Source organism: Peptoniphilus timonensis JC401, from assembly GCF_000312025.1.
GTDB lineage: Bacteria > Bacillota > Clostridia > Tissierellales > Peptoniphilaceae > Peptoniphilus_A > Peptoniphilus_A timonensis.
Genome location: NZ_HE978593.1, coordinates 537,668 through 549,960 on the forward strand (window position 1 = coordinate 537,668; position 12,293 = coordinate 549,960).

Here is a 12,293-nt window from a genome sequence, read left to right on the forward strand (position 1 = left end):
AAAGAAAATTGCTATGTCTCCTCTACTTGGATATTCTCTAGAATCAATATTAAAGAATCCTCGTTCATAAGCTTTTTTAAGAGCGCTTTCATCTAAGTAACCTCTATCAAGAGCTAGACAAACAGCATCTTCAGACCAAGATTTTACACCATTGGCTTTTGCAGTCTTTGCATATTTTTCTTTAGCATCTTTTAATTCCTTATCACTTGGATTTAAAACTTGTTTTATAAGTTGCAATAGTTCTTCAAGTGATACAGAATCTCCTGGTTTAAATTCTCCATCTGGATGTCCGCTTATTATATTTTTATCGCTTAATGTATCAATTGCATTGTAAGCCCAAGAATATTTATTATTCTTTTTTACATCTTTAAATTCTTTTGCAAAAGTTGCACTTGGAGCTAACATTAAAGTAGCAAGACCAAGAGCAGCTGCTCTTTTTAAATTATTAGATTTCATAATAAAACCTCCATTTTTTATAGCTTCTTTTACTTATTATAACACAAATAAAAATCTGTTGAGTTTTTAATTGTTAAAATATTATTAAATTAACATTGAAAAGTTTTAATAAAATGATTAATTTGAATATTTTACTCTTATATTTGGTATAATTAATTTAAAGGTTACATACATTAATGTAAAAATTTTATAAAGGAGTGATAATATGCGTTACTTGCCAGTGAGCCTTGACACTGAAGATAAAAAAATCCTCATTCTCGGCGGTGGTTACCTTGCTTTTTCTGCCTTAAAATCTGTAATAGATACTGAAGCTGAAATATACATGATAGCTGATTCTTTCACAAAAAATATTTTGCAAAAAGCTGAAGATTCACAGGGTAAAATTAAGATAAAGGAACATGAAATCGATAAAGATTTTATGTTTATGGGTTATGATTATGTCTTAATAGCAACTGAAGATTTCGAAATTAATGAAGCCTTAGAAAAAAGAGCAAACTCAAGAAATATGATTTATCAAAGGTTTGATATTCTATCAAAATCTTTAATGTCAATAAATAAATCAGTTGAACGTGGTCCTCTAACTTTTTCTCTAAACAGTTCCAGATTAAATCCAACTGTAACTGACATAATTTTTGAAGACTTAGAAAAATTTACAGAAAAATATAATCTTGAAAAATTAAATATTTTAAATGAGATTAGATCTGAATTGGTTCGCAAAAATTCTCAAAATATAGATGAAATTATCAGAAGGCTTTATGAAAGTGAAACAATTAATCTTTCTACTTTCTTAGAAGAGATGCCTGAATACAAAATTGAAGATTTAAAATCTTCAGAGGATTTAATTAAGCATATTGAAAATGGCGATGAAATTAAAGCTGAAAAAGAAAGTACAATGGAAGAAGATCAAATTATTAAAAAGAATTTGGATGAAGCAAAAGATATGTCAAGAGATAATGATTTAGACAAATCTAATTTAAATTTGGAAAGTTTTAACAATTTAGATAAATTTGAAAAGTGAAAGTTTTGACAGCATTTAGTTTTAGAAAGGAAGTATAAAATGATAGGTTATGTAGGAAGTATGCCCGGAAAAGTATTTAAAGAAAAAGAATTTACTCTTGTAAAGAAGGTTTTAGAATCAGGAGAAATTATTGAAAATCACAACCATCCTGGTTTTACTGTTCTAGTAACTATTGTTAAAGGTGAAATAAAAGTAATCTTAAATGATACTGAAGACAGAGATTTCAAACCTGGCAAAGTTTTAAAATTCGATGGAGACAATTATATTTCCATTGAAGCTGTAAAAGCGAGTGAATTTTTTGTTACATTAATAAAGAAGAGTGAGTAGTTTGAAGATAAACATTTCAAAAGATGCCTTAGATTTTTTAGAAAAGAAATCTGAAAAAGACATTTTTATAGATAAAGTAAGTAGTAAACAATGTTGTGCTAGTGGTCTTCCCGAATCAGAAGTTTATCTTGGATCTTCAAAAAGACGAGATAAAGATTACAATATTTTTGATTATTTAAATTATAAAATTTATATAGATAAAGAACTTATCTTTATTGACAATATTTGCAACATTGTACTTGAGAAATATGCTTTTACAAAAACTTTAAGAGCAGATTTTCTCGATTATAAGAAATTAATATAAAAAATAATAACTGAAGAAAGTCTAAAAAACTTTTTCATAAAAAAATCTCATGAAATTAATCATGAGATTTTTTATGTGCTTAAATATAAGTTTTACATTTGTCTAAGTTTTTTTAGAATAATTTTTTGTTCTACACTAGCAACTAATCTTCTTGTGTATTCAACAGTATCTGGATTAACTGACATTGATGTAATGCCACATTCAACTAAGAATTCAGCAAGTTCTGGATATTGACTTGGTCCTTGACCACAAATTGAGCAAGTTATTCCCTTTTTATTTGCTGCATCAATAATTGTCTTTAGAGCAATTTTTACTGCATCGTTTCTTTCATCAAAATATCCCATGTTATTTAGGATTCCAGAGTCTCTATCTGCACCCATTACAAGTTGAGTTAAGTCATTTGATCCAATAGAGAAACCATCAACTAATTCTGCAAATTCTTCAGCTTGAAGTACAACTGCTGGAACTTCTGCCATAATCCAAATCTTAAAGTTTTTAGATTGTACAAGACCTTCTTCAGCCATAATTCCCTTAACAACTTTAAGTTCTTCAGGAGTTCTAACAAATGGAAGCATTACAATTACATTTGTTAGGCCATACTCTTCTCTTACTTTTCTTATAGCTCTACATTCTAGTCTAAATCCTTCTTCATATTCAGGAGAAATATACCTTGAAACGCCTCTCCAACCAATCATTGGATTTGCTTCGATTGGTTCAACTTCATCTCCACCTTTTAAGCCTCTAAATTCATTTGTTCTAAAATCACTTGTTCTCACAACAAGGTTTTTAGGATAAATCGCTTGTGCAACTTTGGAGATACCTTCAGCAAGTTTTTCTATCATCATATCTCCTTGACCTGTTTTTACAAGATACATAGGGTGAGCACCAATCATATTTGTGAATATGAATTCAGTTCTCATAAGACCTATTCCATCCATTGGTAGGTTTTTATATTTTTCAATTAGTTCTGGCTCACCAAGATTCATATAAATCTTCGTAGCTGTTGTAGGCGCAAAAAGATTTCTAAGTTCGTCAAGATTAGCAATACTTGATACATTTCCTTGACTTTCAGTTTTCTTTTCTTCTTTTTCTTTAAGAACTTCACCTTCGTAAACAATACCTCTTACTGCATCAACTGTTACAGTATCACCAGTTTTAAGTGATGTTGTTGCATTTTTAGCCCCAACTATACATGGTATTTGTAATTCTCTAGATACAATAGCAGCGTGGCAAGTTCTTCCACCTTCGTCAGTTACAACACCAGCACATTTTCTCATAGCTGGAACCATGTCTGGGTTTGTCATTGCAGTTACTAGAACATCGCCTTCTTCAACAAGGTTTATTTCAGAAATATCCTTTATAAGTTTAACCTTACCTCTACCAATTCCTGGAGAAGCTGGAAGTCCCTTACAAATTGTTACTAGTTTTTCTTCTTTTTCTTCACTTCCACCAAGTGTTGTAATTGGTCTTGATTGTAGGAAATAAAATTCCTTTGTATCTGTGTCAAAACCCCATTCAGTATCTTGAACAGAGCCATAAAGTTTTTCAACTTTAAGTCCTCTTTCGATTAATGTATCAAGTTCCTTTGCTGAAAGAGCTTCTTCTGTAACTGCATCTGAACCTAAAATATCTTTTACACTTACAGTTCTAGTTCCAACACCATTTTCGTTTTTAATTACCATGTATTCTTTTTCAGCGATTATTTTTTTCTATAACTTTCTTAGTTTTTTATCAATAATATATTCATCAGGAGTAACAATTCCAGATACAACAGCTTCACCAAGTCCATAAGATGCATTTATCATCATTTCGTCTTGGCTGTTATTTATTGGATTTGCAGTAAACATTACACCAGATTTTTCAGAATTTACCATTTTTTGAATTACAACTGATAATGCAACATCAAAGTGATCATAATTTTGTTTTTCTCTGTAATAAATTGCTCTTGATGTCCAAAGTGATGCGAAACAATCTCTTATATGATTTAATAATTCTTCTTCACCACTAATGTGTAAGTAAGTATCTTGTTGTCCTGCAAATGATGCATCTGGTAAATCTTCAGCAGTGGCAGAGGATCTTACTGCAACTTCAGGATCTTTTACGCCAATATTTTCAGAAAATTCTCTATAAGCTCTTAAAATTTCTTCCTCAAGTTCTGGATCAAAATCTTTTTCCTTGATTTTCTTTTGGATTTCTTTTGAAGCATTAGTTAAGTCATCAACATTTTCTACGTCAACAGCTTCCATTAAAAATTTTACAACTTCATCTAATTCTGCGTATTTAATAAATTTAGTGTAAGCTTCTGCTGTTACGCAAAATCCTGGAGGCACTGGTAGACCAAAACTAGTTAGTTCTCCTAGATTTGCACCCTTTCCTCCAACTATTCCTACATCCTTTTTACCAATTTCATCAAACCATTTAATATAATTATACTTAGACATAAGTTCCTCCTTATTTGATAAAAATATTATAACACATTTATTATATATGTCACACTATTTTTTTAAAGATTTTCTAAGTTCATCAATTGACATTGTTGAAACATGTTCTCTATCCACGTGAAGTTTATCTACAAGATCATATATCTCTTCCATACTTTGTGCTTCTATTTCAACATAAGGCTTTGGATAAGTAAATTTATCCCAAGTATCAATATCAATTATAAAATTCTTATAAGAATATTTTCTTCTATTTTTATAACCAGTGTGATAAATATCATATCCCAAACACTTTAGAATATTAATTAAATCTTCTTCACTACTTATTTCAGTTGTGTGCTCTATATTGTCTCTAACTTTAAAATCAGAAATATTTTCCTTAAATGTAAAATATTTTTTCTCACCTTCAAGTGACTTAGTTATCCTAATTCTTAAATAACCTTTCTTTTTATATATTTTATGAGCAGTAGAATTTACTGTAATATTTGTCTGATCTTCTTCCTTAATAAAAACTCCACCAAGTTTTAATAATTTATTTTCAAAATCTTCTATATCAATATCAAGAAGCTTAACTTCAATTTCTCTTTCCATTAGTCCTCCTCAAGTTTCTTTAACTTAAAATTCAAAAAATCACTTGCTACAAAATGATAATCAACGCCCATCAAATCACCTTCAAAGGAATATTTGTGACCCTTACCGTGAAGATGGCCGTATACGCACTTTTCTACCTTGTAATCTGCAAGAGTTTGTGAAAATTCATTTACTCCCAAATCCTGATTAAAGGGTGGATAATGTATCATTGCTATTATTTTTTTATTAACACATGTATCTAAAGAATTTTTTAATCTTTGAACTTCTCTTAAATAAATTTTTTCATCGTCTTCTGAAAATTCAAAGGAATCTCGTGATGCCCAGCCTCTTGTACCACAAATTGAATAGTCTTTATATTCGAAAGAATTGTTGTGAAGAAAATGTATGCTCTTAAAATCTAAATTATTCATCTTGTTTAAAGAAGACCACCAATAATCGTGATTACCCTTGGAAATTATCTTTATTCCTGGGAGTTCATCTATCCTTTTTAAATCAAAAGCAGCAGTCCCAAGTTTAAGGGCCCAAGAAATATCTCCTGGCAATAGAACAAGATCATCTTCTTTAACTACTTCCCTCCAATTTTCAATTATTTTTTCTTCGTGATTTTCCCAATTATCACCAAAAATATTCATGGGTTTCTCTTCTGTATAATCGAAGTGAAGATCTCCAATTGCGAATATCATAAACACCTCAAAGTTTTATTAATTTATATGTCATATTATTTTTATCTAAAATATCTTTTTCTCTATTTGAACTTGCAAATATTAGAACTTGTTCTTCATCTTGCAAAATTTCCAATGTGTTTTTAAGTCTATCATCGTCATAAGAATCAAAATGACTATCAAGCACAATCGGAATTTTTTTATCGGTTATTATTTTTGAAACGGCCAATCTAAAAGCAAGATAAATTTGATCTAGTGTTCCAATACTTAAACTTTCCAAATCAATATAATCACTTATGCTTTTATCATAAACCCTAATAGCTAAACTGTCATCTATTAATATCTCACTGTACTTATTGTCTGTAATTAAGCTTAGATAATTTGAAATTTCATTTTTCAAAATAGGAAGGGTACTTCTTCTTTTGGATTTCATAAAATTTTCAATTTTTTCTATTGAAATCTCCAGTAATTTCTTTCTATAATCAAGTTCTTTTAGTTTTCTATTTAATTCAAAAGTTTTCTCTTCCAAAATTCTTAATTTTTCTAATGAACCTTCTAATGTTCTTAGACTTCCTTCTAGATTAGAAATTTCTCTTTTTGTTGTAGAAATATCTTTTGATATCTCTTCAATTGAACTCTTCTTATAAATCTCACCACTTAGGCTTTCTTTTTCAAGTTCATCTATTCTATATCTGTATTCACTTGATCTATCGTCACTCTTATTTCTTTTATCATGAAAAACTTCTTTTAAATCTTTTATATTTTTTACCTTATATTTTTCAAAGATTATTTCAAGTTCTCTCTCATAATCAATTATTTTCTTCTTAATTTCTTCTATTTCATAGAAATTTTTTTCTTTAAGCTGGTCATTGTACTCATTTTTGGATTTATTTTTTAAGTTTTCTTCTACCTTTAAATCCAAAATTTTTCCAAGCTCTCTTGAATCTTTTGCATTGTATTTTAATAGAATATCTTTGATCTCTTTATCAAACTCTTTTTTTATAAAAGTTTTATCTCTTGATTTCTTTTTAAAATCATTGAGCTTTCTATTTAATCTCTCTAATAGGTCCTTATTTTCCCTAAATTTTACAAACCTAAAATAAGAATAAGTAAAAAATAAGACAGAAAAAATGGAAATAAAATATTTTTTATAATGGATTGATGCAATTATAATTCCAATAGCTATAATAAAGCTTGAAATAAATTTTATGAGATACTTCATTATCTCTATATTAAGACTTTTTATATCCCTGGAAATAATTTCTATTTCTTTTGAAAAATTATTTTCATTTAATACAAAAAGTTCCCTGTTTATCTCCTTATATCTGTTATAATCATTTTCCAAATCTTTGTCTACTTCAAACTTTTCTCCTTCTAATGATATCAAATCATCAAGTTTACTAGAATAAATTCCCAAAGATTTATTTAACTCAATAGCTTCTTCAAGATCTGTTAAATTGTATTTATTTTCATTAGAATTATTATTTTCAATTTCATTTAATTCTTTTCTTAAATTCTCTAATTCGAAAATTTTTCTACCTCGAAGCTTATCTTCTAAGTCCTTTAACTTTTCCTTTGCTTTTTTATATTCATCAGTAGACTTATTATAAGAATCTTTTAGGCTTAAATAGTTTATTTTCTCAAGAGAAATTTTATCTAATTCTTCTGTGATTCTTCCAATTTCAGAAGTCTTTCTTCTTTTGTTTCCCAGTTTATAGAGATCATCATTCATTTTGTCGACGACTTTATTTAAATCAATATTTTCATCTTCCGAAACAGAAAAATTATCTATTCTATTTTTTAACTCTTCTCCAGCTTCATTTTCTATTTGGCTTAATCTTTGAGAAATAAAAAAAGAAGACTTATAAATTTTTCTATTTATATCAAAAAAAAGTATGCCAGGTTGAGGAATTCTAGAATTTAAATAATTTTTATCGTCAAAGGAAAAGTCTTCACCAGTTTCAATATTCACTATAGAAATTTCGTCTTTATCAAAATCTCGGCTTATTCTATATTCCTTATCTTCATCTTTAAGTATAATATAGCCCTTATATAAATTAGATCCCCAAGGTCTTGATTTCTCAAAAAGGTCATCTCTTATCTTTCTTGCCAAAGAGTCTTTGCTAAATCCATAAAAAATACCATCTATAAAATTAACAATAGTGGATTTTTCCCGTTTCATTTTCACCAAAAATTAAATTTATTCCTCTGTGGAGCTCAATTGTTTTATTTTCAAACTTAGCAAAATTTAAAAGTCCTAATTCTTTAAATATCATAATATTGCTCCAAAATATACTTTTTTGACAATTCTCTAGCATCACTTTCTATTTGGCTATTTGAAAAATTCCCTAAAAGATCTAATATAAATTCATCTTTGATCTTAATTTCAGAATCATCTTCACTAATATTATTTATAATTTCAAAATAGAAAGCAGATAAATTTTCTCTTAAAAAATTTTCTAAATCCAGTGAGTGCTTATTATTTCCAGATAAATTTATTCTGTATAAATTATTCTTTTCAATTTTCTCTTGTATTAGTGATAAAATTTCAGAAAATCTCATTTCATTAGTAACTTTTATCTCTAAACTAATAAATTCTCTCTTAGAAAAACTTTTAAATTCAATAATCTTTTTATTATCATCTAAAAATATGATTCCTCTTTTTCCTTTGTCTTTAAAAGATAGTGGAATTAAAGATCCTGAATAATAAGTGTTTTCTAATACTTTTTCTCTTTTATGAATATGACCAAGTGCCACATAATTAAATTTTTTAAGGAATTTTATATCTAAAGGCAAATATCTTTCGTCTTTCAAATCTGAATGAAATAATCCTATATTTATAAATTTTTCATCTAAATCTAATTCTTTAAAATCTCTTTTAAAAGAATAATTATCATAAGATATACCGTATATTCTTGTATTTAGTTCACTAAGTTCAAAATAGTCTAGTTCATTTTTGAAAATATATAAATTATCTGGTAAATCTACTTTTAAAAATAGATTATCTCCTGAAAGATAATCATGATTTCCAAAGGCAAGAAAAACTTTTGCTCTTACACATTTAATTAAGTCCAAAAATCTATTCAAATCTTTCAAATTAAAAAATTCTCTTTCGAATAAATCTCCAGCAATCAAAATAATATCTGCGTCAACTTCATTTGAAAAATCAAAAAGTTCGCCCAAGGCTCTCCATCCATCTTCCAACAGCTTATTTGAAATTTCAAGTGGAAGACTTCCCTTATAAAATTTTTTTAAATGCAAATCACCAGTGTGAATTATTTTCATCTTATCACCAAAATAATTATATCACAGTTTAAACTCAAAAAAAGAGTCTCCATATTTGGAAACTCTTTTATAAATATTAGATTATTAATTTTTGGATTTTCTTAAATTCGTCTGTTCCAGCTATTCCTGCTAGATCAAATAATATTGTTTCAGTATTGGAAATAACAGCTCCCACTTCTCTTAAAAGTTCAACGCCATTTTTAGAATTTTTTTCAGTTCTTGATCCCAATGCATCTTCAGCAACAAAAACATCATATCCCGCTTCAACAAGGGATCTAACAGTTTGAAAAACACAAATATGAGTTTCCATACCACAAAGTACAACTTGTTTCTTAGCTAATCTTTCGAATTCTTTTTTTATATCTTCATCTCCATAGGAATTAAAAGTAAGTTTAGGAAATTCTTCCTTATCCCTTAATGGAGCTTTTACTTCTTCATTTGTATAACCAAGACCCTTAGGATATTGGACCGTATAAATTGCTTCTGCATCAATTATGTTTGCTAAATTAGCTAGTACAGTAGAGTTTTTTATAATTTCATCTCTATTATACATAGCTTTTAACAATTTATCCTGAATATCTACAAATACAAAAACAACATCATCTCTATTTAAGTGAAAATTCTTCATTCTTCCTCCTAAATTTCTTCAACCTCTACGCTACTCATTAATTTCTTTATAGCACTCATTTCAATTTTATCTTTATCAACAAAATTTTCCCATACTCCACATGAGATTGCAAGTTTTATTGAAGTTATAAAATCATAGTCTCTATCTATTGCTATTGCTAGCCCTGCTAGAGATAAACTTGTATCAAATTTTTCAGTTAAGATCTTTTTTTCAAGCTTGTCCTTGTTTATATATGCTCTATAATTTTTATCTTCTGTTGAAATTATTGTAGCTCTTTTACTATTTACAAAAACTATTTTAGTTCCAGCTTCAATAAATTTCTTATTATATTCAATTACTTCACCAGTGTAGTTTATTTTTTTATTTTTTTCTATGTCCTTTTTATCAAACATCAAAATATATGGCTTAGTATTTTCTACCTCTTCAAGATTTGTTGGATTAACTGCAACTTTTATATTGTTTTTGTAACATATTTTTACAAGTTTCTCATAAATATTTTCATCAAGACCCTTTAAATCAATTTGGGGAATTACAGCAATCTTTTTATTAAATAAAGACCTTTCGAAGGAATTTAAAATATATGATCTGTCTTCCATAGTTATCCTTGGGTCTTCAGTCCTATAAATTGTATTCTGATTTTCAGATTTTATTAAAACTTCTTCGACATTTTCATCTTTTAAGCTAGTAAAATTAACATCAATAGCTAACTGACTCAAGGCAAGAGCAATTTCCTTTCCCCTATTATTCCCCTTCAACATAAAAACTTCAGAATCTACTCCAATTTTTTTTGAGAATAAAGACATATAAATTCCATGTCCGCTAGGATAAATTTGAGATTTTTCTATGATGTTCTCAGAATCACTTTTTAAATTAAATTCTCTTACAATCTTTGGGTTAAAGTCACAAAATAGTATCATTTTTTCACCTACTTGCTTGGATTTTATCCATAATCTCTTCTTTCATCAATTTAATTCTTTCTTCCGCATCTATTTTACTATCGGATACAGCATAGGCATATATTTTTAATTTTGGTTCTGTCCCTGAAGGTCTAAGTGCAAACCAATTCTGTTCATCAAAGTAGAATTTTAAAAGATCTTGAGGTTTTTCTGAGTTATTTATAAAATCTTCTTTTCTTATTAAATCTCCTATTTTTTCAAAAGAATCAATTTGTCTAAAATTATCCATAATTTTTTTCATTATTGATTTTCCGTCTTTACCTTCAAAGTAAACTGAATCAAGATATTCTTCATAATAACCATATTTTTATATATTTCTTCTAAATAATCTTTTAATTTTAAATTTCTTTTTTTAAGATATCCAGCTAGTTCAGCTATAATCATTGAAGTCCCAACAGCATCTTTATCCCTTATATTATTTCCAATAACATAGCCAATTGATTCTTCATAGCCAAAGACAAAGTCTTTTTCATGATTTTCATCCCAAATATTAGGCATATTACAAATATTTTTAAAACCTGTTAGTGTTTCAAAAACATCAACACCATAATCTTTTGCTATTTTTTTATTAAATCTGCAGTAACAACTGTTTTTACAATAGCTGGATTATCAAATTTTTTGTGAGCTTCTCTTTCTAAAATAAAATTCCCCAAAATAAATCCCATCTGATTTCCTGTAATTCTTAAAACTTCATCATTCATTTCAAGAACTGCAACTCTATCAGAATCAGGGTCTGTTGCAATAATTATATCCGCATCTTCTTTTTTTGCTAGTTTGATTGCTTTGTCAAAAGCCCTTATATCTTCTGGATTTGGATTTGTAACATTTTTAAAATCTCCATCAGGATTTTCTTGCTCAGCTACTACAAAAACATTTTTAAATCCACGCATATCTAATATATTTCTTACGTATTTATTTCCACAACCGCTCAAAGGTGTGTACACAATTTTTATGTCCTTATCTATATCATCAGTTAAAGAAATTTTTAAAATATCCTTGTAGAAAGACTTAATTACACCTTCTCCAAGAAATTTTATATTTTTATAATTAGATAATTTTTTTAATGTATTAAAATCAAAATCCAAGATATTAATTTCTTGAGATCTTCTTTCTATTTCATCTGCAATATCTGCTAAAATTTGAGAGCCTTTTTCCCAGTAAAGTTTAAAACCATTGTAATTTTTTGGATTATGCGAAGCTGTAATCATTATTCCTGAAATAGTTTTTAAATATCTAATTGAGTAAGCTAAAAGTGGAGTTGGACAAATTCCTGGAAATAAATAAACCTTAATTCCATTTTCAGCTAAAATTTTTGCAGTTAAAATGGAAAATTCGTAGGATTCATGTCTTATGTCACGACCAATAACTACACCCTTATTTGCCGCATCTTCTCCAAGATTTTTTATAAAATTAGCTAGAGCAAGAGCAGTCTTAGAAACAGTCAAATAATTCATTCTATTTGTGCCTGGTCCAAGAATACCACGAAGACCTGCTGTCCCAAATTCTAAATTTTTATAAAAACTATCTTCAATTTCTTCTTCATTGTCTTTCATTTTTTCAAGTTCTATTTTTAATTTTTCATTAACATTTTCGCTTTCCAGCCATTCATTATAGATATCTTTATACAT

14 protein-coding genes and 1 pseudogene are annotated in these 12,293 nt (G+C 27.9%); 3 read left to right on the forward strand and 12 right to left on the reverse strand.

All coding sequences use genetic code 11. The features are described 5' to 3' along the window. On the reverse strand, positions 1 to 456 hold a 456-nt coding region (locus tag HGPT_RS02600), incomplete at its 3' end, for an S-layer homology domain-containing protein (protein ID WP_019138323.1). Between the two features lie 205 nt (positions 457 to 661). On the opposite strand from HGPT_RS02600, the gene HGPT_RS02605 reads away from it, so the two are divergent. Genes HGPT_RS02605 through HGPT_RS02615 form a run of 3 tightly spaced genes read left to right on the forward strand, consistent with a single transcriptional unit; the run spans position 662 to position 2,105 of the window. Then, positions 662 to 1,474 (forward strand): precorrin-2 dehydrogenase/sirohydrochlorin ferrochelatase family protein, encoded by an 813-nt coding sequence (locus HGPT_RS02605; protein ID WP_019138324.1) that lies wholly within the window; start codon positions 662 to 664, stop codon positions 1,472 to 1,474. A 39-nt stretch (positions 1,475 to 1,513) separates the two neighbouring features. After that, complete coding sequence (locus tag HGPT_RS02610) at positions 1,514 to 1,801, forward strand: cupin domain-containing protein (protein WP_019138325.1); 288 nt, start codon at positions 1,514 to 1,516, stop codon at positions 1,799 to 1,801. Position 1,802: 1 nt separating this feature from the next. Beyond that, positions 1,803 to 2,105, forward strand: coding sequence for a hypothetical protein (locus HGPT_RS02615; protein WP_019138326.1), 303 nt, complete (start codon positions 1,803 to 1,805; stop codon positions 2,103 to 2,105). A gap of 92 nt (positions 2,106 to 2,197) precedes the next feature. Here HGPT_RS02615 and ppsA read toward each other — a convergent pair. The 11 genes and pseudogenes from ppsA to HGPT_RS10495 form a co-directional block, all read right to left on the reverse strand. After that, a pseudogene (ppsA, locus tag HGPT_RS02620) lies at positions 2,198 to 4,546 on the reverse strand (phosphoenolpyruvate synthase). A gap of 54 nt (positions 4,547 to 4,600) precedes the next feature. Next, the gene (locus tag HGPT_RS02625; protein WP_019138329.1) at positions 4,601 to 5,134 is read right to left on the reverse strand and encodes a class IV adenylate cyclase; all 534 of its coding nucleotides are present in this window, start codon (positions 5,132 to 5,134) and stop codon (positions 4,601 to 4,603) included. Next, positions 5,134 to 5,817: a metallophosphoesterase gene (locus HGPT_RS02630; protein WP_019138330.1), complete on the reverse strand. Its 684-nt coding sequence runs from the start codon at positions 5,815 to 5,817 to the stop codon at positions 5,134 to 5,136. Before HGPT_RS02630 ends, HGPT_RS02625 begins: the two co-directional genes overlap by 1 nt. 7 nt (positions 5,818 to 5,824) lie before the next feature. After that, a complete protein-coding gene (locus tag HGPT_RS02635) occupies positions 5,825 to 7,978 on the reverse strand; it encodes an ATP-binding protein (RefSeq protein ID WP_020693789.1) in 2,154 nt (717 codons plus the stop codon). Beyond that, positions 7,950 to 8,072, reverse strand: coding sequence for an AAA family ATPase (locus HGPT_RS09675; RefSeq protein WP_020693790.1), 123 nt, complete (start codon positions 8,070 to 8,072; stop codon positions 7,950 to 7,952). Before HGPT_RS09675 ends, HGPT_RS02635 begins: the two co-directional genes overlap by 29 nt. Further along, a complete protein-coding gene (locus HGPT_RS02640; RefSeq protein ID WP_019138331.1) occupies positions 8,062 to 9,081 on the reverse strand; it encodes a metallophosphoesterase family protein in 1,020 nt (339 codons plus the stop codon). The genes HGPT_RS09675 and HGPT_RS02640 overlap by 11 nt, the downstream gene beginning before the upstream one ends. Positions 9,082 to 9,157: 76 nt before the next feature. Continuing rightward, positions 9,158 to 9,709, reverse strand: a complete 552-nt coding sequence (locus HGPT_RS02645; RefSeq protein WP_019138332.1) for an isochorismatase family protein — start codon at positions 9,707 to 9,709, stop codon at positions 9,158 to 9,160. 8 nt (positions 9,710 to 9,717) lie between these two features. Next, on the reverse strand, positions 9,718 to 10,626 hold the full coding sequence (locus HGPT_RS02650; RefSeq protein WP_019138333.1) for a tagatose-6-phosphate kinase: 909 nt from the start codon (positions 10,624 to 10,626) through the stop codon (positions 9,718 to 9,720). A 4-nt stretch (positions 10,627 to 10,630) separates the two neighbouring features. Beyond that, on the reverse strand, positions 10,631 to 10,906 hold the full coding sequence (locus HGPT_RS10485) for a hypothetical protein (protein ID WP_019138334.1): 276 nt from the start codon (positions 10,904 to 10,906) through the stop codon (positions 10,631 to 10,633). Continuing rightward, the gene (locus HGPT_RS10490; RefSeq protein ID WP_342626052.1) at positions 10,906 to 11,226 is read right to left on the reverse strand and encodes a hypothetical protein; all 321 of its coding nucleotides are present in this window, start codon (positions 11,224 to 11,226) and stop codon (positions 10,906 to 10,908) included. The genes HGPT_RS10485 and HGPT_RS10490 overlap by 1 nt, the downstream gene beginning before the upstream one ends. Further along, positions 11,223 to 12,293, reverse strand: a complete 1,071-nt coding sequence (locus HGPT_RS10495) for a phosphohexomutase domain-containing protein (protein ID WP_019138335.1) — start codon at positions 12,291 to 12,293, stop codon at positions 11,223 to 11,225. Before HGPT_RS10495 ends, HGPT_RS10490 begins: the two co-directional genes overlap by 4 nt.

Bases quoted from the DNA above. Each gene is read 5' to 3' on its own strand.
- HGPT_RS02605 (WP_019138324.1), top strand. From the start codon at position 662: ATGCGTTACTTGCCAGTGAGCCTTGACACTGAAGATAAAAAAATCCTC.
- HGPT_RS02610 (WP_019138325.1), top strand. From the start codon at position 1,514: ATGATAGGTTATGTAGGAAGTATGCCCGGAAAAGTATTTAAAGAAAAA.
- HGPT_RS02625 (WP_019138329.1), bottom strand. From the start codon at position 5,134: ATGGAAAGAGAAATTGAAGTTAAGCTTCTTGATATTGATATAGAAGAT.
- HGPT_RS02630 (WP_019138330.1), bottom strand. From the start codon at position 5,817: ATGATATTCGCAATTGGAGATCTTCACTTCGATTATACAGAAGAGAAA.
- HGPT_RS02635 (WP_020693789.1), bottom strand. From the start codon at position 7,978: ATGAAACGGGAAAAATCCACTATTGTTAATTTTATAGATGGTATTTTT.
- HGPT_RS09675 (WP_020693790.1), bottom strand. From the start codon at position 8,072: ATGATATTTAAAGAATTAGGACTTTTAAATTTTGCTAAGTTTGAAAAT.
- HGPT_RS02640 (WP_019138331.1), bottom strand. From the start codon at position 9,081: ATGAAAATAATTCACACTGGTGATTTGCATTTAAAAAAATTTTATAAG.
- HGPT_RS02645 (WP_019138332.1), bottom strand. From the start codon at position 9,709: ATGAAGAATTTTCACTTAAATAGAGATGATGTTGTTTTTGTATTTGTA.
- HGPT_RS02650 (WP_019138333.1), bottom strand. From the start codon at position 10,626: ATGATACTATTTTGTGACTTTAACCCAAAGATTGTAAGAGAATTTAAT.
- HGPT_RS10485 (WP_019138334.1), bottom strand. From the start codon at position 10,906: ATGAAAAAAATTATGGATAATTTTAGACAAATTGATTCTTTTGAAAAA.
- HGPT_RS10495 (WP_019138335.1), bottom strand. From the start codon at position 12,293: ATGTATAAAGATATCTATAATGAATGGCTGGAAAGCGAAAATGTTAAT.